A 22210-nucleotide genomic window follows, 5' to 3' on the forward strand; every position below is an offset into this window, starting at 1 on the left:
TCGATGACCATGCCTGTCCGTTCGACGTCCCGTGGTTCAATAACCAAATTTCGTTCGCACTTGTTCGCCATCGCGATACGAGAGCACGAAGGATTTCCATGGTTCGCCCCTTACTGCTGCATTTTCGTGAAGCTTCTCCACGAGCATGTAGATTTTTGAATTATTGAAATCCGTTTCGGCATCCCATCTCTCAACACCATCTTTCTCAACGGCAAGTTCAGCTTCCATATAGTTACCGCCCCATTCGACGCTATAGCTGAATGCGTCGTATCCCTTGACAATCCCGGCTTCAACCAATTGAAAAATCTGGTTGACGATTTCAAAATCCTGAGTAATCACGCTTTTACCTCTGGAACATGCTTGGCTTCGTTTTTAAACGTCACCGTTTTTGGCTTGCCATCTATGGTGTACGTCAATATTAGTGAATCGGGTCTTGGATTGCCTGGATCTGCTCTCTCAAACTTGATCGTCGTCTGCCCTACAGTTTTAGAAGGATCATTGAGCGCCTCCTTGATTCTATTTTCATAGAAAACCTTGTAGGCCGAATTGTTGAAATTCTTATCCTGTGGAAACAGATTGTACCCATCGCACGTGCCGCCCTGGCTACACGCTTGCGCATGCCCGCCCACATCCGTGTCTCTGCCTTCCTTGCCTGCTTCAGTTTGCCTCGGATCCCGAGGAACCTTCTCTTTGGTCGGTGTAAATGTCAATTCCTCGACCATGCCTTTGCTGTTGGTGGTGAAGCTTGTGCCGTTATCAAGCTCATAACGGGTGTTCGGGCTTCTGGCAGCAGGATTGTTGAGCAATTCATATTCATGGCTACCCTTGACGGACTTGGTGGTATCGACTTTAACAACCGTCTCGACGTGAGTCTTGGGCGCATCGCCATGGAACGGGGAAACAGGTGGATTGGTCTTTGGTCCGTCAACCCAGCCTTTGCCTGGGGAGTCGCCAAGTTCATCTGCCCAACCCGGATGCTTGGGATCTATAGGATCCGTCAGCTTCCCGCCGCCGGTTCCCTTGTTTCCGGCGATACTGAAAACCTTGCCAGTGATGCTACCTGCCATGTTGGTTGCGGTGCCTAGTGCGATGTTCAGCAGCGTAGTGGCCCCGCGCACATAAACGTCGCCCTTTTGATCGCTTACACCGAGTCCAAACATCTTCTTGAAGGCGTTATCGCTGGCTTCCAGGCGTTTCTTGTCTTCACCGCTGAGCTCGCTGGCGATGCCCTTCGCAATTGCATCCTTGGCGGCATCAATCTTGTCGCCGAATAGCTTGGCGATCAGGACATTTCCTGCCAGACCAACAGCTGCTTTTGCTGGCCCCATCGCTGCCTGGATGGCGAGGCCAAGCAGCTGAACTTGCTCCTTGGGTAGCGTATCCATGTAGCTTTGTAGCTTTTCAGCCTCAAACAGGAGCTTGTCGCCCGGAGAATCGGGAACGAGCTTTACGGTTCCGATGGCGCGATTTTCGCCATCCGTGTCCCGGAAGTGGGTATAAACCGGATCCGATGCCTGACTTTTATCACCACATCCGGTTGAATCACTGCAGCCCTGTTGCTGCTGTGCGAATGTGACGAATACCTGCGCGAATTTGCGAATGACTATTACGTCTTCAGGCTTCAGATCATTTATATCCCCCGGCTTCCCTCCATTGCGCACCAGATTTTTGGCAATGCTAAGTGCTAGTTCGTCCCCCAGATCCTGACGCGCCGAGGCTGGCACTTCATCCAGCGATACTCGCTGTGCCTGAAGATTGTTCCAGGCCTGACCAACCAGGTTGACAGGCCCTGTGACGAGGGACAGCGCAGCTTCGATAGAGCCCTGAGTGGCGTCACCGTAGTTCTCTATTTTTTCTGCCCAGTCCTTCAATGTGCCCGAAGGATCGGCGACGGCCTCAAGTGACGATTTGCTCACGTACAGATCGGTGCGAGACTCCTTGTCCTTGGTGATCTCGTAACCTTTGTCTACGTCGCGATTCAAACCGGCAGCCGAATCCTTGCCCGTTTCGGCGTCCTGGCGTACCACGATCTCGCCGGCGCCGACGGTGCCGCGCACGATCTGTTCACGGTCTTTGTCGTACTTCCAGCCGTTGACGCTCCAGCCAGTTTCGCCCTCCTTGCCTTTACCAACCTGGCTGCCGTCCTGAGCACCGCTGCCTTTGCCAGCGGTGTAACTGCCACCGACGTTCAGGTAATAACCGTGCTCTTTGTCTGTACCGGCGATGTCACTGAAGCCCAGCGTGCCGGTATCCAGTTTCAAATTGCCGTTGTCGGCGGCGATCAGTGCACCGTCCAGTTGGGTGTGATTTTCGGTACGAATATCGACTTTGTTTTTACCGGTAATGCTGGTTTGCTGTTCGATCCAGTTCGTCTTGCCGGTGGTCTGGCCGTAACCGACTGAACCGCTGACACCAGCGCCCGGACCAAATGTGGCGGTTACACTGATATCGAACTCTTTACCCTTCACTTTCCCGGTGTCAGGGACCGAAGACACATTCAGATCACCGCCCACGCGCCCATTGACCTCATCACCACGCAACGTAGCGCCAGCGATATTGGTGTCCTTGCCGCTGGTGAAGCCCAGCCGGTCGCCCGCATAGAGGTAAGCCTCCTGCTGACGCTCGCCCTCACGCTCCAGATTGCCCTTGCCCAGGTTGACGCTGGCGTACACGCCAACACCCTCGGAACCAAACACCAGCCCCATCTCCCCGCCGCCGTTGTGGCGGTTGCGGTCACTGCTGCTGTCGTTCTGTGTCGAGCGGATATTGAGGTCATTGAAAGCGTTGAGCTCGATATCACGGCGAGCAGTGACCTGAGTACCGATCAGGTTGAGATCGTGTTCGGCTTGCAGATTGACGTCCCGGCCAGCACCCAGTTGAGTCGGCGTGGAAGTGCCATGTGAACCATCTTCAGTGGCGACCCCGTAGCTGCCGCCGACACCGATCTTGAAGCCACCACTGGTTCCGCCATGGATGCCGCCCCAGCTTTCGCGCTGGGTACTGTCTTGGCTGACATTGCCTTTGGCGACGTCGAAGGTGACATCGCGTCCGACAACATTGATGTCGCGCCCCGCCTGGAACTTCGCACCCTTTACCGTCACATCATTTTTGGCATTCAGGTTCAGGTCGTGGCCGGCATTCAAGGTTGACGACCGATTGCTCTGCTCGATGCTCTGCTGACTGCTGCTTTGCTTGCTGTTGCCGAACTTGACGTCCGCAGTCGGGCCCGAAACAAATTGGCCGACTGCATCCACCGCCTTGAGGGTGCTCGAGCCTTTGCTGACGTTGTCCTCACCTTTACCGGCGCCATTTACAGCGTCTTTGGTCTGGCCGTAGTTATGGTTCAGGCTCACGCCCAAGCCATTGCGTTCGGCCTCGCGCTGCTGTTCCACCAAAAGCGTTTCGCGAGCCGCGTCAATGTTGATATTGCGCCCGGCGGTCAGGTTGATGTCGTTATTCGCCACCAGATCCGAGCCGGTCTGGTTGATATCGCGTTTGGCGTTGATGCTCAGATCCTGGCCGGCACTGATCTGGCTGGCGGCACCGGTCTGCTGTTCGCGCCGGTCCTTTTCCTTGAGCCCATCGGCACCGGCAAAGAAACTCACGCCATTAGCGTCACTGGAAACGCCGATACCGGCTTTTTTCGATTTCGACCAAGCCTGCTCGGCACTCTCGTCGGAAGCGGCGACTATGCTGACGTCTCGACCCGCGTCCATGCTGACGTGGCGTCCGGCATCGATTCCGCTGCCTAGAACGTTGATATCGCGCTCGGCGCTCAGGATCGTGTCCCGCCCGGCGCTGACCATGCTGCCAACGCTCGTGCTGCCTTCACCCAGCCGTCCCGCCTCTTTGGCTGAAGAAAGGGAAAGGAAACCGCCGGAAACAGAAAGCCCGGTTTTCTTTTTGTAGGCTTCACTTCGGCTGTAGTCGGTTTCGTCCGCCGAAATCAGGTTTATGTCACCGCTGTCATCGACCAGACCGGCGCGGAACTCGACGTCGTTGGCCGCTGAAACGGTGCTGGCCTGCAACAGGAAATCCTTGCCTGAAGCAACGACTACGTCATTGCCAGCCTGGAACTCGCTGGCGATCTGACTGGTGCTCGTGTTGACTGCGTTTTTACCGCTCTTAGAGAGACCGAAAGATCCCTTCTTGGTGGTTTTGCTGTAGTCACTGTGCTCGTCAACACTGGAGAGCACCGAGATATCGTTCAACGCGCCCAGGACAAGATTATTACCAGCCTTCATTTGGCTGCCAATGACAGTAACGTCGCGGCCTCCATTCAAAGAGACGCCGCCTTCGGCCGACTGGGTGGTGTTGACCGTCAGATCATGGCCAGCCTCAATTACAGAGGCCACGTTGGTGCTGTCGTAGCTTCCTCGCTCTGTGGTTTTACTTTTACCGAATGAACCCTTTTTCTTCTTGTAGTAATAAGACGAACTCTCATCCTTCGCCGAAGCTACGGTGATGTCCTGCTCGGCATCTAGGCTGATGTCCTCGGTCGCTTTGATGCGGCTGGCAATGATGCCCAGGTCGTTGCCGGCGTTCAGCGCGATGTCGCGGCCGGCGTTCAACACTGATGATTGCTGCGTGATGCTGTGCGTTTCGTTCGCGCGTTTTTTGCTGCGTGAAACGTAGTCGCTTTCATCGGCGGCCGAGGTGATGACGATGTCGTTACCTGAGTCGACGCTGAGATCCCGCTTGGCATCCAGTCGACTGGCCACAACCGCCACATCTCGATCGGCACTGATCGACAGATCCCGCCCGGACGTCACTTCAGCGCCGTGCTGGGTGATGGTCTGGTTGAGGAAGTTGCTGCCGCGTGAGTCGGTGCGGCGATCCTGGACCGAGGTGATGTTGACGTCGCGTCCTGCGTCGAGCGCCATGTCCTGACCGCTGCTCAGGACGCCACCGATGTTGCTGATGTCGCGACCTGCGCCAACGTTCAGATCATTGGCGGCTTCGATCCGCGCGGCGTTGTTCAGTACGTCGCGATGCTGCAGCGTGCCGCCGTAACTGGAGTCGTAGCCGTACACGTCGCGCTGGTTGATCACATCGCCGCGAGTAGCGGTCAGGCTGACATCGCGCCCGGAGATAATGCCGCCACCGCTGTTGACGATGTTATTGCCGGCCTTGAGCGTCAGGCGCTCGCCCGCCTCGATCAATCCTGTATTGGAGAGGTTGTTGCCGGCCTCGGCCGACAGGTTATTGGAGGCGCGAAGCGTGCCGGCGTTGGTCAGGTCCGTACCGGCAATCAGGGTTACGTCGCCGCCCTGGATCAGCGCACCGTTGGGTGCCAGTCGGTTATTGGCCTGGGCCAGATACAGCACCGGCACCAGCACTTTCTCGCCATTCACTTCGTGCTCTTCGAGCCAGACGATGTCGTGGGTCAGGGCTGCCACTTGCTGAGCAGTCAGAGTTACGCCAACGGACAGGTTCAGTTCATTCTTGCTGGCGACGGCGTTATTCATCAGGTACTTGAACATGGCCTCGTCGGAGGTCTGCCCATCGATGAAACGCTGGCCGGTACGGGCGACAATGGCTTGCTGCACCAGGCGCTGTTCGAACAAGCCATCGCCCAGACGCTTGGCGCTGTTGTCGGGGTCATAGCCGAGTTTATCGAGCAGGTAGTCCGAGCTCATGAACTGTTTGAGCTCAGTGAGCGCCGGGTTGGTCTCGATCAGGTATTTGTGTGGATTGGAACGCACGCTGGTGTCGGGCAGGCCCTGTACCCGCGGCACGTCGAACGAAACGTTGCCACGATTGGGCGGCAACACGCCGACCGGGCCATCCCCGGCGGCCGTGCCGACATTGATCAGCGCCGCCTGATCGTTGAGATTGAGCGATGGCCGGGCCGCCAGAGCGAGCTCGCGGTTCTTGACCGATACAGGATCGCTACCGTCGAACTGAATATCCGTGGCCTTCCTCACCGGCATGCCGCCCGCATGACTCGACGGAGCAGCGTTGATAGATCCGATCGTCCTCGACGGGCCAGATGCTAGTGTCGGATCGCTGCCGCCTTTACCGCTGAGTCGGAACAGACCGTTGTCGCCGGTTGGCAGCGTGAAGCCAGGCAGTGCCAGCGGGTTGACTTGTTGTTGAGCCAGATCTGGTGGCAACTGCGGGTTCAGAAAAACCACGGTAGGTTTGGCGGAGTTTTTCACCCCGGTGTCCGCGGTGCCTTTGACGGTACCGCCGAAGTTTGTGTACGGGTTCAGATTGCCGTTGTTGATCGTGGTTTTAGCGTTGATCTCTACGGCCTGGCCGGCCTGGACAATAGAGGAAACGCTTGAGCCGCCGTTGGTGAAAATGCGGTCGTCTCGTTGTTTTGTACCGGCGAGGATAGGCGAAGGAACTGCTACCTCTGGACCAATGCCAAATTTCGCATTGATCTTGTTCATCATTTGCTTGTTCAGCGCCTGATAATCCCAATGCGTCCCACCCTTATCGGGTTCGTGCCAGGAATCGATGTAGTCATACTGGTTTTTTGAGTTTCGATCTGCATACGCTTGAAGTTCAGTGCTGATCCAACTCGACTGGGGCTTGCCGGGAAGTCCTCCGATTTTGTAAACACGCATCCGCGTGAAATTACCCGACTGCAGACCAAAGTTATCGAACGTATCGACATCAAGCTTTATGTTTTTGCCGGCCGAGATCAGCGACGCGGTATTGGTGAAGGCGCCAACATTGGCGGTCAGATTGCCGGCTACTGAAAGCGACGCTTGCGGCCCGGTAATTGTCGATGTCGATTCAAAATTTTCATTAACGTAGAAAGTCGTACCGCTGAAGGTGATGTCCCCGGAGATAAATTTTTCCTCGCCAATCACTCCCTCGGTCTTGTTATTGAAGCTATTGGCCGACAACGAAAAATCACCGTCGACATTGATCGAAGCCGCGAGGTTATTCACGCTGTTCGCGCGGCCACCGCTCATGCCGGCAATGGTCAGATTGCCGATGCTGTAAACATCGCCCGTCTGGTTGGTGAAGTCATTGACCAGCAGGTTCATGTTGCCACCGCTGAACAACAAGCCGTGATCGTTCACTAGACTTGCCGTCTTGACTGTCAGATCCTGAGCGGCTCCCAGCGTACCGGTGTTGCTGACGCTGCCCGCGTTTATCGTCATGCCGTAATTGGAAGTCAGTCTTCCGCCAGCATTGTTCAGCGACCCGCTGATGTTGTACGTACCCTGTCCGCCACTGCTGATGCTCGCGAGACTGGTCAGGCCCAGTTGCGCAGCATTGAAGGTCATATCGCCCAGACTGCTCACCCGCCCATTGCCGCCGTAAGTCCCGCTCAACTGAATATCAAGCCCGCCATCACTGGCAATCAACCCCTCGTTCGTCCAGTTCCCGCCACGTCCCACCAACTGATTCGAGGCCAGCAATTGCCCACTGGCCGTCTGCACAAAATTGCCGACATTCACCGTCAACCGCCCGGCCTGAATCACGCTGCTGTTGGTCCAGCTGTCTGCATTCAGAGTCAAACCACCACGCGTCACCAATGAGCCGCCGGCGTTCATTACGTTGGTAGTGGAGATGCCGAATTCACCGAGGCCGACATGGGTCACCGTGCCGCCAGCGTTGAGCAAGCTCGGTGCGGCGAGGGTGAAGTCGGTGTTGGCGGTTTCCACCAGGCCGTTGCGGTTGTCGAACTGGCTGCCGATCTGGAAAAGGGTTTTGCCGCTGCTGCCGAGGGCGCGCAGTTTGCCGCTCTGGTTGTTGAGATTGGCGGCGCGAATCGCCAGGGTGCTGGCGCTTTCGATCAGGCCACTGTTGTTGGCGAGATTGCCGCCAAGGCCAATGTCGATGAGGCTGCCGCTGACTTGGCCGGCCGTGTTGTTCATCGAGCCGGCGATGACGTTCACCTGGCCGCGGGCATAGATGCCGCCGCCGCTGTTGTCGAAGGCGTTGCCGCCGGCGTTGAGCAGGATGTCGCCGCTGTTGGCGGCAATGCGCCCGCCGTCGCTGTAGATGCCGCCCAGTGCGCGCAGGTCGAGGCGACTGCCTTCGATCTTGCCTGACTGGCCGTTGCGCAGGACACCGGTCAGACGGGTTTGCAGCAGACCTTTGAGGCTCGACAGCACGCCGCCTCGGCTGTCGAGGCTGGCGGCGGTGAGGTTCAGGTCGCCGTTCTGCGCAATGATCTTGCCGCCCTGGTTGTCGATTGCGCCGTTGCCCGTGTTGACGGTCAGCGCGGTCATGCTTTGCACCGCACCGTTAGCGTTGTTCAGTGCGGCTGCGGTGAGGGTGGCGTCGGCGGCGCCGCTGGAAATCAGGCCATCGCCGTCGTTGCGCAGCAGGCCGCCGGCGGTGAGATTCAGTTGGCCGCTGCCGGCGATGGTGCCGCGCTGGCTGTTGTTCAGATCGCCGCTGGTGAGCAGGCTCAGCAGACTCTGGCTGATCATCTGGCCGCCACGGTTGTCGATGCTGGTCGAACGCGTCAGCACCAGCGGCCCGCTGCTTCCGAGCGCGCCGTTGACGTTGGTCAGCGCGCCGAGCAGGTCGAGTGTGACGCGATCATCGCCGACCAGACTGCCGCCGCTGTTGTTCAACGCACCGCCGGTGAAGGTCAGGGCGTTTTTCGCATTCAGGTTACCCGAGGCATTGTTCAGGCTCGCCGCCCGGATATCGAGGGCGTCGGCACTTTTGATCAAACCACCGGAGGCGTTGTTGAGTTCGCCGCCGAGCACGGTCAGGGTTTGCTTGCCGTCGCTGGTCAGCGTGCCGGCGCTGTTGTTCAGGCTGGCGGCCTTGATGAAAAGCTCGCCCTTGCTGCCGACGCCTCCTTGGGTGTGGTTGATCAGCGCGCCGCTGAGGTCAATGCTGACATTGCCGAGCTGGCTGGAGATCGCGCCAACGAGGCTGTTATCGATAGTGCCGCCGGCCAGGGTCACGCCGGTCCAGCCTGAGATCAGGCCGCCGTTGTTCTTCAGCTCGGCTGCGGTGAGGGACAGTTGCTGATTGCTGATCAGGTTGCCGCCGCGATTGTCCAGACTATTGGCGTTGAGGCTGAAGCTGTTGACGCTGGAAACCTCACCTTTCTGGTTGTTCAGGTCACGCAGGGTGGCGATGCTCAGCACGCCTTTGCTGTTGATCACGCCGTCCTGGTTATTGAGGTCACGCAGATGCGCAATGCTCAGCGCGCCTTTGCTGCTGATCACCCCGCCCTGGTTGTTGAGGTCCTGCGCGGTGGCGCCGAGGTCGATGGCAAGGCCAGCGGCACCCACCAGCGTGCCCTCCTCGTTGTTCAGGCCGGTGCTGTTGAGGGTCAGTTGTTGCGCGGCGCGGATGCTGCCCTTGTTGTGGTTGTCGAGCAGGCCATCGACGGTCACCGAGATATCGCTGTCACTGAGCAATACGCCGCCATCGCTGTTGTCGAGACTGGCCGCGCGAACCTGCAACGCTGCTGCCGCGATCGTGCCTTTGATCGAGGTCAGGGCCTTGTCGAGGATCAGGCTCAGTTTCTGATTGCTCAGCACTTGGCCGCCGCTGTTGTCCAGCGATTTGGCGATCAGTTCAAAGGCCTGCTCGCTGGAAATCTCGCCACCACGGTTGTTCACCTCAGCGAGATTCTTCAGCAGCAACTGCCCTGGCGCATTGATCACCCCACTCTGGTTGTTCAGCGCACCACCGTGCAGATCGACGCTGACGCTGGCGTGGCTGCTGAACAGTTTGCCGCCCTGCTGATCGAGGCCCTGAATATCGGCAGTCAACGCATTGCCAGCGCCGAGGCTGCCAGCCGTATTGGTCACTTTGCCGGCGCTCAACTCAAGCTGATCGGCGGCGTAAATGCTCGCCTGACTGTTATTGAGTTCGCCGGTAGTGATGTGCAGATTGCTTTTGCTGCTGATCACGCCTTTCTGCTGGTTGTCCAGCGCGCTGCTGGTGAGCGTCAACGCTGCATCGGTCAACAACTGGCCGCCCCGGTTGCTGACCGCACCGCGTGTGTCGACGCTGAGCGCTTTGGCGCTGGACAGCGTACCGCCATCGTTATTGAGGCTTTGCGCATCGATCGCCAGCGCCCCTTCGCTGAGCAGACTGCCCTGCGCGTTGTTCAGCTCGCCAGAGAGGGTAATCGCGAGGTCTTGTTGCGTGGTCAGGCGAGCGCTGTTTTCCAGACTCTTGCCGACCAGCGTCAGCCCGGTAACGCCGGACAGCACGCCGTTATTGCGGTTGATCACCTCGTTGACGGTCAACGCCAGATTGCCGCCCGCCAGCATGTAGCCGCTGTCGCTGTTGTCGAGCCAGGCGCCGATCAGGCTCACGCCGGCCTTGCTCGACAGTTCACCGCTGCGGTTATCGACATGGTCGACGACCAGTTGCAGCGCCTGGGTCGAACCGACCAGGCCCTCGCGGCGGTTATCCAGACGCGCCGCCGTGAGCGTCAGGCCCTCGTCGGCGATGACCACGCCAGCCTGGTTGTCGAACAGATCGCTGACGGTGAAATCGACCTCGCCACGCCCGCGAATCTCACCGCCGCTGTTGTCGAGGCTGGCGCTGCGCGCTTGGAGGCCAGCAGAGGCGATCAGGCCTTTCACGTTGCTCAGCGCACGGTCGATGACCAGGGTGAGTTTTTCATTGCTGAGCAGCTTGCCGCCGTCGTTGTTCAGGCTTTGCGCGCTTAGATTCCAGGCTTTGGCAGCGGAGATTTCCCCGGCGCTGTTGTTCACATCCTTGAGGTTTTTTAGCAGCAGTTGCCCCGGCGTATGAATATTGCCGCGCTGGTTATCGAGCAGGCCATTGTTGAGGTCCAGGGTCAGGTCGCCGTTGCTGAACAGCTCGCCGCCGTCCTGCTGCAGCGAGGTGACGGAAGCCTGCAGGGTTTTCTGGCTGCCGATGATGCCGCCGGAGTTATCCAGATGCGCGGTGGTCAGCAACAGCGTGCCGTCCGTGGCGAGGCTGCCGCCCTGCCGGTTCTTGAACTCACCGGTGGTCAGGGTCGAATCGGCCTTGGCACTGAGGATGCCGTTGTCGCTGTTATCGAGACTGCCGCTGGTGAAGGTCAGGCCCTTTTGCGAGGCGAGCAGCCCGCCCTGATTCTGTACCCCGGCGACGCTGGTCAGTGCCATCGCTTCCAGGCTCGACAGCTTGCCCAGGCGATTGTCGAGGCTGCCGAGATTCAGGGTCATCTGCCCTTCACTGCTGATCAGGCCTTGCTGGTTATCGAGGGCATTGTCGAGGGTCAGGTTCAGTGTGTTCTGGCTGACGATCCGCCCGCCCACATTGCTCAAACCGATGCCGCTGAGCGTCGCCGCGCCTTTGCTGAAAATCAGGCCATTGGTGGCGTTGATGATCTGCGCGACTTTCAGGCCCAGCGTGGTGTCGGACAGCACCTTGCCGCCCTCGCTGTTATCCAGGCGTGCGCCATTGATATGCAGGTCGAGTTGGCTGGAAAGCGTACTGGCGCGGTTGTCGATCTGGTCGACATTGACGGTCAGGGTCTTGAGCGACCCGACCAGGCTGTCCTGGCGGCTGTTGAGAGTCTTGCCGGTGAGTTTCAGATTGCCTTCGGCAACCAGTTCGCCGGTTTGCTGAGTCAGGTTGTCGATGCTGGCGTCGATATCGCCCTTGCCGGAAATCCGTCCGGCATCGTTGGTGACATCCCGGGCTTTGAGGCTCAACAGTCCGGTCGAGGTCAGCAAGCCGCCATTGCTGTTGTTCAGCGTGCTGCCTTCGAAGGTCAGCGCTGCCTTGCTCTCGGCGCGGCCCTTGTCGCGGTTATCCAGATTATCGATCAGCAGCGTCGTCGCTTTGTCGGCGCGCAAAACACCCGCACGGTTGTCGGTGGTCGCGCTGCTGACGGTCAGGGTGTCGAGACCGGAAATCTTGCCGGCGCGGTTATCCAGGCGCGTGGCCTGCACGTCCATCGCACCGTTGGCCTGGATCAGGCCCTTGCTCTGGTTGTTCAATTGATCGCTGATGCGCGTGGTCAGCGTGCCTTCGCTGGTCAACTGGCCTTGCTGGCTGTTGTCCAGTTGTTGCGCTTTTATCGCTACGGCCTGTTTCGCGCCGATGCGCCCGGTGCGATTGTTGATGGCGCCGAGGGCGGTGATGTCGAGCAAACGGCCAGCGGTGATCAGGCCGGCGACGTTGTCCAGCGAGGTGACCGTGAGTACTACGTCGCTCTGGCTGCCAAGTTCACCGTTGCTGTTGATCAACTGACCGATGTTGCCGGTGAGTCTGCCATTGCTGGTGAGCGTGCCTTGATTGTTCAGCACCTGATTGGCTGTGAGGGTCAGGCTGTTGTTGCCCAGCACTTTGCCGGCGTTGCGGTTGTCCAGCGTGCCGGCGGTGATGCTCGTGGTCTGGCCGCTGAGCAGACCATTCTGGTTGTTGAGGGTTTGCGCGGCGTTGACGGTCAGGTTGCGGCTGGCGCTGAGGCTCTTGCCACTGTTGTTCAAATTCTGTGCGCGAAGGCTCAAATCACCGTTGCTGTTACGGCCGCCGTCAGCATTAACGCCGGCTTCGATGGCGCCGGCGTTGGTCAGTTGCCCACCGGCGCTGAGCACCACGCTGTCGCGGGCGGCCAAGGTCTGGCGGTTGGTCAGGTTGCCTTGGGTCTGTACGTTGAGCGACGTGCCGGCGTAAACCGGAGCTTGCGCGTCGAGGCTGGCTGCCTTGACGTTGACCGCGCCGGTAGCCGAGGTGTCGGCCAGGCTCAGTTGCCCGTTCGCATCCAGCTGAATATCGCCGCCGCTGGCGATCAGTTTGCCGTCGAGTTTCACCCCGACCCCGGCCTCGGTGCCGACCAGTTTGATCGCCCCGGCGTACATGCCGCCGAGTGCCGAGGAGTCGATGGCCAGTTGCGGTTTGGCGCTACCGTCGTCGGCGCGGGCGGTGGCATTGAGGGTGTCGGCGTTGACGTCGTTGCGACCGGCGACGATGGTCAGGTTCTGTGCCTGGATCTGCGCATTGATTTTGGCGCTGCGGGTGATGATTTCGAAGCGGTCGATATTGGTTGCGTTGATGCCCGCGCCTTCGATAGCCACGCTGCCCTGATCGACCTGAAAGCGATCCAGCCGACCGTTTTCCAACACTGGTTTACCGGTAGTCAGCGTCACCCGTGGTGCGTTGATGAAACCGCAGCCATTGCAGGTGATGCCGTACGGGTTGGCGACAATCACTCGCGCAGACTGCCCGGCCACTTCGGTGTAGCCGCGCAACTGACTCGGGTTGCCGCTGATGACTTCGTTGAGAATCGCCTGGGCCGAACCGCTGTTTTTCAGGTTCGGGTTGCCGATGACGTGGCCGCCCAGTTGCGTGTTCGATGTTTGCGCTGCGCCGTTGTTGAGAATGACGCCCTGCGCACCGACGTTGTAGTCGTGGAACTGGTTGTGCGACAGGCCACTGGCGTTGGGCGTGGCGATGTTGACGATCGGCACGCCGTTGCCGGCACGGTCCAGCGTGGTATTCGGGTTGGCAACGACGATGCCATCGGCCTGCGCCCACAGCGGTTGCCAGAACATGACGTTGGCCAGCAGGAACGCCAGTCCGCGCTTGGGCATGCCGAGGAACTGCTCGCGTTTGGCCGTAGCGGCAGAAGGCTGGCGAGCGAGGAATGCGTACTGGCGAACGTCCATGTAGAAGATCCTGCAACGGGCAATAATCGGTCTGATCAGGTGCCATGCTCCGCAGGAAAGCGGCGCGGATGAGCGCAAAGAGTCGCTGGCATCCCTGCAATAGCGCACTAGTATCAAAATAGTGGCGCGATATTAGATGGCCACTATTTTGACGTCAATTAATGGATGCGTTGAAAAATCGATTTCGATGAGCGGTTGTGCCGGAATCCCCGTTGCACCGTTCACCGCCCGCCTGCGCGATAAGCCCCACCGGCGCAATAATCTGTAAACTCTCCCCTCTTTCGCCGCCCTCATTTCATCTGCGGCCATCACCTCTTTTCTGTAGCGGAGTCCACCTTGCGTCTGTTCCACACCTCCGACTGGCACCTTGGGCAAAACCTGCACGGCCAGGAGCGCGATTTCGAGCACGCGTGTTTTCTCGAATGGCTGCTGCGCCAGTTGCACTTGGCGCAGCCGGATGTGCTGCTGATCGCCGGAGACATCTTCGATACGGTCAATCCGCCGGTCAAAGCGCAGGAACGCCTCTACGATTTCATCGTCAGCGCTCACGAACAGCAGCCGCTGCTGACCATCGTGATGATTGCCGGCAACCATGATTCCGGCTCGCGGATCGAGCTGCCGGCGCCGTTGATGCGGCGTTTGCGTACTCACGCGTTGGGTCGGGTGCTGTGGCTGGATGACGGGCAGCTCGACGCCGAGCGCTTGTTGCTGCCGCTGCCGAATGCGCAGGGAGAAATCACCGCGTGGTGTCTGGCGCTGCCGTTCTTGCGCCCGGCGGAAGTCACCGGCGCGCATCTGGGCGACAACTATCTGCGTGGCATCGGTCAGGTGCATGAATGGCTGATCGCGGCGGCGAATGCCAAGCTTCAGCCCGGTCAGGCGTTGATTGCTATCAGCCACGCGCACATGGCCGGCGGTTCGGTGTCGGAGGATTCCGAGCGCAGCCTGATCATCGGCAATGCCGAAGCGCTGCCCGCCAGCCTGTTCGGCGAAAGCATCAGCTATGTCGCCCTCGGCCATTTGCACAAGCCGCAGAAGGTCAACGGCGAGGAGCGCATTCGCTACAGCGGCTCGCCGATTCCGCTGTCGTTCTCCGAAATCGGTTATCAGCATCAGATTCTCGATGTGGTCCTCGACGGTGAAACACTGGTCAGCGTCGAGCCGAAACTGATCCCGCGCTCGGTCAATCTGCAGCGCATCGGCCCGGCGCCGCTGGCCGAGATTCTGCTGCAACTGGCCGACCTGCCGAACATCGATCTGCTCGCCGAAACCCAGCGCCAGCCATGGCTCGAAGTGCGCGTGCGCCTCGATGAGCCGCAGCCGGATCTGCGCCATCAAGTGGAAACCGCACTGCAAGGCAAAGCCGTGCGACTGGTGCGCATCGCCGCTGAATACGCTGGTAATCGTGGCGCCGATGGCAGCGATGACGGCAGCACGCTGATCGAACTCGACCAGCTCACCCCGCAGGAACTGTTCAGCCGCGCCTGGCTCGACAACTACGGCAGCGAGGTCGACGAGCAGACGCTCAAGGACTTCGCTGAACTGCTGCAGGACGTGCAACTGGAGGGCGAGCAGCCATGAAGATTCTCGCCATTCGTTTGAAGAACCTGGCCTCGCTGGCCGGGCCGTTCGAGATTGATTTCACCGCTGAACCGCTGGCCAGCGCCGGTCTGTTCGCAATCACCGGCCCCACCGGCGCCGGCAAAAGCACGTTGCTCGATGCCTTGTGCCTGGCGCTATTTGGCGCTGTGCCGCGTCTGAACAACACCGGCCGTGATGCGAAAGTCCCGGATGCTGACGGTGAAATCGCCACTGGCGACCCGCGCACCTTGCTGCGTCGCGGTACCGGCGAAGGCTATGCCGAAGTGGATTTTGTCGGCGTCGATGGCCGCCGCTATCGCGCGCGCTGGGAAGCCAATCGTGCTCGCGAGAAGGCTGGCGGCAAGTTGCAAGCGAGCCGGCAGAGCCTGCGCGACATCGATCAGGATCAACTGCTCGCCAGCCAGAAAGGCGAATACAAAACCCAGCTGGAAGCCGCGCTGGGCCTGAACTTTGAACAGTTCACTCGCGCTGTGCTGCTGGCGCAGAGTGAGTTCAGTGCGTTCCTCAAGGCTGACGACAACGACCGCAGTGAACTGCTGGAAAAACTCACCGACACCGCGCTCTACACCCGCCTAGGCCGTCGCGCCTTCGACAAGACCAAAGAAGCCCGCGAAGCACACAAGCTGTTGCAGGATCAGGCCACCGGCGTGACGCCGCTGGCACCGGAAGCCCGCGCCGAACTCGACGAGCGTTTCAACACCGCGCAGCAACAGATGAGGGCGCAACAAGCGCAGCTCAAACAGCTTGAGCAACAGCATGCCTGGCTGAAGGATTTGCGTCTGTTGCAGGAAGCGCAGCAAGCGGCCAGCGAACAACTGCAAACCGCGCAACAGCAATGGCAGGCCCTGGCCGGCGAGCGGGTGAAGCTGACGCGTCTGGAACAGCTTGGCCCGCAACGCCATCAGTTCGCGCGCAAGGCCGAGCTCGATGCGCTGCTGACACCACTGGCGGCGCAGATTGCCGCGCACACGCAACAACACGTGGCACTCGGGGAACGCCAGACGCAGCTGGAACAGAACCTCGACGCAGCGAAAGTCGCCCTGAGCGCAGCGCAACAACGCCAGAGCGAAAATGCGCCGTTGCTGCGTCAGGCATTCGAAGAGCAAAGCACCCTCGCCCGCCTGATCAAGGACACCGCCAGCAGTGCCGAAGCCCGGCAAGCGGCCGAGCAAGCGTTCAAGGATGGCCAGAGCGCGATTCAGGCTTTGCAGGAAAAGCAGACTGAAGTCGCCGCGCGTTTGCAACGCATCGCCGCTGAGCTTGAGCAGAGTGCCCATCTGGCGCCGTTGAGCGATGCCTGGAGCGCCTATCGCGATCGTCTGCAACAGCTGATGCTGATCGGCAACCGCTTGAACAAGGGCCAGAGCGAACTGGCGTCCCTCGAACAGAACTCCGCGCACAGTGCTGAGCAACTGGCCTCGCACAAACAGCAACTGGAAGTGCTGTTCAAAGAAGCCGGCGCAGAGCCGGACGCAGTCGCCGAACAGATCGGCCTGCTTGGCACCTTGCTGCAGGACAACCGCAAACAGCTGCGCGCGATCGAAGACCTGTCGCGCCTGTGGGCGTCTCAGCAGGATCTGGACAAGCGCAGCGCCGAGTTGCAACAACGCCAGCTTGACGCGCAGCAGCAACGTGAACGTCTAACCCAGGACGGTGTGAAAACCAAGGCCGAACTGACCGTCGCCGAGCAGACCCTCAGCGTCACTCGCGAGCTGCTTGAACGTCAGCGGCTGGCGCGCAGTGCCAGTGTCGAAGAGTTGCGCGCGCAGTTGCAGGACGATCAGCCCTGCCCGGTCTGCGGCAGCAACGAGCATCCCTATCACCAGCCCGAAGCGCTGTTGCAAAGCCTTGGCCGTCACGATGAAAGCGAACAGGCCAACGCCCAGCAAGTGGTCGATCAGCTCAAGGAAAAACTGATCGAACTGCGCGGCGAAGTCGGTGGCGTGATCGCACAACAGAAAGAATTGCTCCAGCAACAGGAACAACTCGCGGCGCAGCAACAAGCCTTGGCCCCGAGCCTCGACGCGCATCCGCTGGCCGCGCAACTGTTCAATCAGGACGCCGACAAACGCGACGCCTGGCTCAGCCGCCAGACCGAGCAGTTGAACCAGAGCATCACTCAGGACGAACAACGCCAAAGTGCGCTGCTCACCTTGCAACAGGACGCTGCGCGCTTATCGCAGCAATTGCGTCAGGCTGAAGTGGCGCATCAGCAAGCGGCGCAACAGCTGAGCCATCAGCAGCATGAACTCAACAGCGACCGTCAGCGCCTCGAAGAAGAACTCAGCGCGTTCGGCCCGCTGCTGCCCGCCGACACACTTGAGGCATTGCGCCTGGAGCCGGCGGCAACGTTCATGCAGCTGGACCGGCAGATTGCCGAGCGTTTGACCCAGCTCGAACAGCAAAAGGAAGAGCTGAGCGAACAGCAGCAACGCCAGCAGACGCTGGAGAAAGAACAGGATCGCCAGCAGCTGCGCACTCAGCAGCTGCACAGTGCCGAACAGCAATTCACGGCGTTGACCGAGCAGCAGCAAAGCTGTCAGGAAAAACTCGCGCAGTTACTTGGCGAGCACAGCAGCGCCGAGCATTGGCAGCAGCAGTTGGAACACGCCGTGGAACGGGCGCGCAGCGCGGAAACCAGCACCGCTGAGGAGCTGCAAAGTGTGCGCACGCAACTGGTGCAGATCGCCGCTGAGCTCAAGGCCCAACAGGAACGCCTGCAAGCACTGCAAGCTGAAGACCTGGTACTCGCCGGCAAGATCGCCGATTGGCGCGCCAGCCATCCGGAACTGGATGACGGCGGCCTCGAGGACTTGCTGCGCTTCGATGACGCGCAAGTTGCAGAACTGCGCCAGACCCTTCAGCACAACGAAAAAGCCATCGAACAGGCCCAGGTCCTGTTGCAGGAGCGCGATCAGCGCCTGCTCGATCACCAGGCCCGGCAGGACGGCGCCCTTGATGCCGAACAGCTCGACAGCGCCCTCGCCGAGCTGCAGAACCAGTTCGCCGTCAGCGAACAGCAGTGCGCCGAACTGCGCGCCGAACAGGTTGAAGACCAGCGCCGGCAGAACGCCAATCAGGCGCTGGCCCAGCAGATCGCCGACGCCTATGCCGAGTACCAGCGCTGGGCGCGGCTCAGTGCCTTGATCGGCTCGGCCACCGGCGACACCTTCCGCAAGATCGCCCAGGCCTACAACCTCGATCTGCTGGTACATCACGCCAACGCGCAGCTGCGCCAACTGGTCAAACGCTATCGCCTCAAACGCGGCGGCAGCATGCTCGGCCTGCTGGTAATGGACACGGAAATGGGCGACGAACTGCGCTCGGTGCATTCGCTTTCCGGCGGCGAGACGTTCCTCGTGTCACTCGCCCTTGCGCTGGGTCTGGCCTCGATGGCGTCGAGCACACTGAAAATCGAATCGCTGTTTATCGATGAAGGCTTTGGCAGCCTCGATCCAGAATCCTTGCAACTGGCCATGGACGCGCTCGATGGCTTGCAGGCGCAGGGACGCAAGGTCGCGGTGATTTCCCATGTGCAGGAAATGCACGAGCGGATTCCTGTGCAGATTCAGGTGCGGCGCCAGGGCAATGGTTTGAGCACGCTGGAGGTGAAATGAACACGCTGTATTCCTTCCGCCGCTGCCCTTACGCGATGCGTGCGCGAATGGCCCTGCGTTATGCGGGCTTGCCGGTGGAGATTGTCGAAGTCAGTCTCAAGGACAAACCGGCGCAGATGCTCGCGCTCTCGCCCAAGGGCACCGTGCCGGTGCTGAATGCCGATGGCGTGGTGATCGATGAGAGTCTGCAGATCATGCGCTGGGCGTTGGCGCAGAATGATCCGGATGATTGGTTGCTGGCCGGTGATTCGTTCGCGGCGCTGTGGATGGAGAAACTGATTGAAGGCAATGATCAGATTTTCAAATCGGCTTTGAATCGCTACAAGTACGCCGAGCGTTACCCTGAGCAGCCGATGGAAGCTTATCGGGCTGAAGGTGCGTTGTTTCTGCAGAAACTGGATGAGCTGCTCGAAGGCCGCGATTATTTGCTCGCCGATCACCCAAGCCTCGCCGACATCGCCCTGCTGCCCTTCGTCCGACAGTTCGCTCATGTTGATCGCGAGTGGTTTGCGCAGACGCCTTATCTTCGCTTGCAGGCCTGGTTGCAGCGCTTGCTCGAATCTGAGCTGTTCACCTCGGTCATGAAGAAGTAACCCTCTCTCCCTCTTGATCGTTCCCACGCTCTGCGTGGGAATGCAGCCGGGGACGCTCTGCGTCCCATTGGAACGCGGAGCGTCCCTTGAGGCATTCCCACGCAGAGCGTGGGAACGATCTTCGTCAGGCCAGGGCGTTGCACATGCCCAGCGCCATGCAATCCACTTCAAACGGCCCGAGAAAATCCACCGCGACCTTGACCGGTGGATTGCCGGCCATCAGCCCCAGCGTGTTGGCGCGTTCAATGTTGTGCGCGATGTTGTGGTTGGCCTCTATGGCCCGGGCCAAGCCGCCCACCGAGCCCTGGCCAAACCCCAGGAGTGAGGCGCCGTTGGTCATCAGCGCGAGGCTGGCGATGACCCAGAGTCTGTAGCCTTTCATGCGCCGCCGACTCCTGCGAGTTCGGCCCTGTCGGCCATCGCGCTTTGCGAGCGCAGTTCGAACTGGATGCCGGGGTGGGCGACGTCGATCGGGGCGTCGAAGCTGTGTTCCATTTGCGCGCCGATGCTGACAAACAGCACCACGGCCAGGTACAGACCGATGGCCAGGTAGGCGCCGCGTTTGGCGGAAGTGAGGATTGCGCTGGCCATGGTGTTCTCCGTGGGCAAAGGCTTCGATGGCCACAGAATCAATCAAAAAAGCCGAAGCAACCACTCAGGGTTTGCAATGGTGAATATCAGCTTCGTTGATTATTTAGCGGCTCTATTTGCCGGCGAGAGAAAACCTATGAGTGCAGAACGCGCGCGCGTGTAGAAGCTGCCGAAGGCTGCGATCTTCTGATTGATCGTTCCCACGCACCGCGTGGGAATGCCTCAAGGGACGCTCCGCGTTCCAATGGGACGCAGAGCGTCCCGGGCTGCGTTCCCACGCAGAGCGTGGGAACGATCAGGTTACGCGCGCGTAGGAGCTGCCGAAGGCTGCGATCAAGATCGCAGCCTTCGGCAGCTCCAACAAGGAGATGTCAATTTCAGGCTTGGGTTTTGTGATCCAGCGCGGCGTAGAAGTTGGCGCTTTGTTGCAGGTATTTCTGGGTGTAGCTCTGGGTGTGGGATTTTTTGCTGGCGATTTCGACGTTGGCACCGGCTGGCAATACCACGGTGGCAGAAATGGCGGAAGCGGCGATGACGGAGAAGAGATTGAAATTCATGGCGGTAACCCTCGTGTTCGTTTGCTTGGTTTGCCCGGTCGGGCTGTGAAACAAACGTAACGCTCGAGGGTTGCTCGCTTGAAATCTTTTGTAGCATTAGCCGATATCAGTGCAATTAATACAACGATGCAGGCCCCGCAGAGCGGGGCCTGTGGCTTATTGTCGCACCAGGAATTTCAGGTCGCTTGGCGCGTCCATCGGCAGTTTTTGCACGGTTTTGCCCAGCAGACCGGTCTTGGCATCGCGCTCGACGACGACAATCTGGTTGCTCTTCTGGTTGGCAATCAAGACGAATTTACCGCTCGGATCGAGGGCAAACTCGCGCGGGTGATCGCCTTCGACCGAGCGCTTTTGCAGCTCTTTGAGCTGACCGGTCGCAGGATCAATGCCGAACACTACGAGCTGATTGGCCGTGCCGCGATTGCTCACGTAGAGAAACTTGCCATCAGCCGAGGCATGCAGCGCCGCGCCGGCCTTGTCCGAGGTTGGCTGACCCGCTGCCAGATCGACCAGTTGCGTCTGGGTCAGTACGCCGTCCTTGTAGTCGAACACCGCAACCTGCGCGCTCATCTCCATGGTCAGCCAAGCGTGTTTGCCGTCAGCGCTGAACAGCAGATGACGCGGGCCACTGCCGGCCGGCAAGGCTACCGAGGCGGTTTTCGCCGGGGTCAGCGGCAAGTGCGGGTTGGCCTTCGGGTCGTATTGATAGATGAAAACCTTGTCCGCGCCCAAATCATTGGAGAACACATAGCGCCCGTCCGGCGACGACACCGTCGAGTGCACGTGATTGGAAGCCTGGCGCTCGGGGTTGACCCGACTAGCCGGGTGGCCGCTCATCTGCACCACCGGTTTCAGCTGGCCGTCGGCATCGACCGGCAATACCGCCAGGGTACCGCCCGGATCTTCCATCACCGAGTAGTTGCTGACGAACAGGTGTCTGGCATCAGCGCTGAGGCTGGAATGGGTCGGCTCGTTACCGAGGCTCTGCACTTGATTGATCAGGCTCAGCGCATGGGTTTTCGGGTCGATGGCGAAGCTGCTGACGCGGCCGACCGGATCGGTCTGGCCCGGGCCGTTTTCGTTGACCACGAACAAGCGCTTCTGGTCTTTCGAGAGGGTCAGCCAGGACGGGTTTTCGGTCTTGACCACTTGCAGCGGCTTGGCGTCGATCTGGCCGGTGGCGCTGTCGAACTGCATGCGGTAGATGCCTTGGCTGGAACCGGCGGTGTAGGAGCCGACCAGCAATTGCAAGGTTTCGGCAGAGGCGCTGGAAAGCCCCATCGCGCCGACGCTGCCGGCCATCAGCAAAGGCCAGAAATTACGCATCTTCATTATTGTCATCCTCATCATCGCTGCTGCTGACTACGTCGCCGACGCACACCAGACGATGCTCGCCCGTGGTCTTGGTGTCGCTGGCGTAACCGACGATCAGCCAGCTCTGCAGCGTCTCATCGAACGTCGCTTGCGCGACCTGCGCCGGGGTGAATTCCCAGTGCTTGGCTTCGCGGCCATCGATGCATTCGATGTGCAGGTTATCGTCCTCGTCGAGGGCGAATTCGAAGGCGTGCAGGCCATCGATTTCGACCATACCGCAGTGTTCGAGGGCGATGAGAAGGGTTTGGGCAGTCATGGCAAACAGTCTTTCAAGGGGGGAAAGGGCCAATGATAGCCCA

At 59.8% G+C, this 22210-nt stretch carries 10 protein-coding genes; 3 read left to right on the forward strand and 7 right to left on the reverse strand.

Going from position 1 to position 22210, the window contains the following annotated elements; genetic code table 11:
- Positions 1-36: 36 nt before the first annotated feature.
- Both V8J63_RS24110 and V8J63_RS24115 read right to left on the reverse strand, forming a co-directional pair.
- The gene (locus tag V8J63_RS24110) at positions 37-339 is read right to left on the reverse strand and encodes a hypothetical protein (protein WP_281878674.1); all 303 of its coding nucleotides are present in this window, start codon (positions 337-339) and stop codon (positions 37-39) included.
- The gene (locus tag V8J63_RS24115; protein WP_336464726.1) at positions 336-13577 is read right to left on the reverse strand and encodes a hemagglutinin repeat-containing protein; all 13242 of its coding nucleotides are present in this window, start codon (positions 13575-13577) and stop codon (positions 336-338) included. The genes V8J63_RS24110 and V8J63_RS24115 overlap by 4 nt, the downstream gene beginning before the upstream one ends.
- Before the next feature lie 336 nt (positions 13578-13913).
- Here V8J63_RS24115 and V8J63_RS24120 point away from each other — a divergent pair, with 336 nt between their 5' ends.
- From V8J63_RS24120 to V8J63_RS24130, 3 genes are read left to right on the forward strand one after another with little or no spacing between them, the layout of a single operon-like run.
- Complete coding sequence (locus V8J63_RS24120; protein ID WP_336464727.1) at positions 13914-15158, forward strand: exonuclease SbcCD subunit D C-terminal domain-containing protein; 1245 nt, start codon at positions 13914-13916, stop codon at positions 15156-15158.
- The gene (locus V8J63_RS24125) at positions 15155-18796 is read left to right on the forward strand and encodes an AAA family ATPase (RefSeq protein ID WP_336464728.1); all 3642 of its coding nucleotides are present in this window, start codon (positions 15155-15157) and stop codon (positions 18794-18796) included. The genes V8J63_RS24120 and V8J63_RS24125 overlap by 4 nt, the downstream gene beginning before the upstream one ends.
- Entirely contained in the window at positions 18793-19389 is a 597-nt protein-coding gene (locus tag V8J63_RS24130) for a glutathione S-transferase (RefSeq protein WP_336464729.1), read from the forward strand. The genes V8J63_RS24125 and V8J63_RS24130 overlap by 4 nt, the downstream gene beginning before the upstream one ends.
- A 124-nt stretch (positions 19390-19513) precedes the next feature.
- Here V8J63_RS24130 and V8J63_RS24135 read toward each other — a convergent pair whose 3' ends face one another.
- The 5 genes from V8J63_RS24135 to V8J63_RS24155 form a co-directional block, all read right to left on the reverse strand.
- Entirely contained in the window at positions 19514-19771 is a 258-nt protein-coding gene (locus tag V8J63_RS24135) for a hypothetical protein (RefSeq protein WP_039763921.1), read from the reverse strand.
- A complete protein-coding gene (locus V8J63_RS24140; protein WP_130903356.1) occupies positions 19768-19980 on the reverse strand; it encodes a hypothetical protein in 213 nt (70 codons plus the stop codon). Before V8J63_RS24140 ends, V8J63_RS24135 begins: the two co-directional genes overlap by 4 nt.
- Positions 19981-20357: 377 nt before the next feature.
- Positions 20358-20537: a hypothetical protein gene (locus tag V8J63_RS24145; RefSeq protein ID WP_016775003.1), complete on the reverse strand. Its 180-nt coding sequence runs from the start codon at positions 20535-20537 to the stop codon at positions 20358-20360.
- A gap of 156 nt (positions 20538-20693) precedes the next feature.
- Positions 20694-21869 carry a lactonase family protein gene (locus V8J63_RS24150; RefSeq protein ID WP_130927342.1) on the reverse strand — a complete coding sequence of 392 codons (1176 nt, stop codon included), beginning with the start codon at positions 21867-21869 and terminating at the stop codon, positions 20694-20696.
- Positions 21856-22167 carry a DUF5629 family protein gene (locus tag V8J63_RS24155; protein WP_336464730.1) on the reverse strand — a complete coding sequence of 104 codons (312 nt, stop codon included), beginning with the start codon at positions 22165-22167 and terminating at the stop codon, positions 21856-21858. The genes V8J63_RS24150 and V8J63_RS24155 overlap by 14 nt, the downstream gene beginning before the upstream one ends.
- Between the last annotated feature and the right edge of the window lie 43 nt (positions 22168-22210).

It is taken from the genome of Pseudomonas sp. CCNWLW23, from assembly GCF_037095675.1.
Lineage (GTDB): Bacteria > Pseudomonadota > Gammaproteobacteria > Pseudomonadales > Pseudomonadaceae > Aquipseudomonas > Aquipseudomonas atacamensis.

What these genes read in the sequence shown, in the direction of transcription:
- V8J63_RS24125 (WP_336464728.1), top strand. Translation starts at nt 15,155, where the DNA reads ATGAAGATTCTCGCCATTCGTTTGAAGAACCTGGCCTCGCTGGCCGGG.
- V8J63_RS24115 (WP_336464726.1), bottom strand. Translation starts at nt 13,577, where the DNA reads ATGGACGTTCGCCAGTACGCATTCCTCGCTCGCCAGCCTTCTGCCGCT.
- V8J63_RS24130 (WP_336464729.1), top strand. Translation starts at nt 18,793, where the DNA reads ATGAACACGCTGTATTCCTTCCGCCGCTGCCCTTACGCGATGCGTGCG.
- V8J63_RS24155 (WP_336464730.1), bottom strand. Translation starts at nt 22,167, where the DNA reads ATGACTGCCCAAACCCTTCTCATCGCCCTCGAACACTGCGGTATGGTC.
- V8J63_RS24145 (WP_016775003.1), bottom strand. Translation starts at nt 20,537, where the DNA reads ATGAATTTCAATCTCTTCTCCGTCATCGCCGCTTCCGCCATTTCTGCC.
- V8J63_RS24140 (WP_130903356.1), bottom strand. Translation starts at nt 19,980, where the DNA reads ATGGCCAGCGCAATCCTCACTTCCGCCAAACGCGGCGCCTACCTGGCC.
- V8J63_RS24135 (WP_039763921.1), bottom strand. Translation starts at nt 19,771, where the DNA reads ATGAAAGGCTACAGACTCTGGGTCATCGCCAGCCTCGCGCTGATGACC.
- V8J63_RS24150 (WP_130927342.1), bottom strand. Translation starts at nt 21,869, where the DNA reads ATGAAGATGCGTAATTTCTGGCCTTTGCTGATGGCCGGCAGCGTCGGC.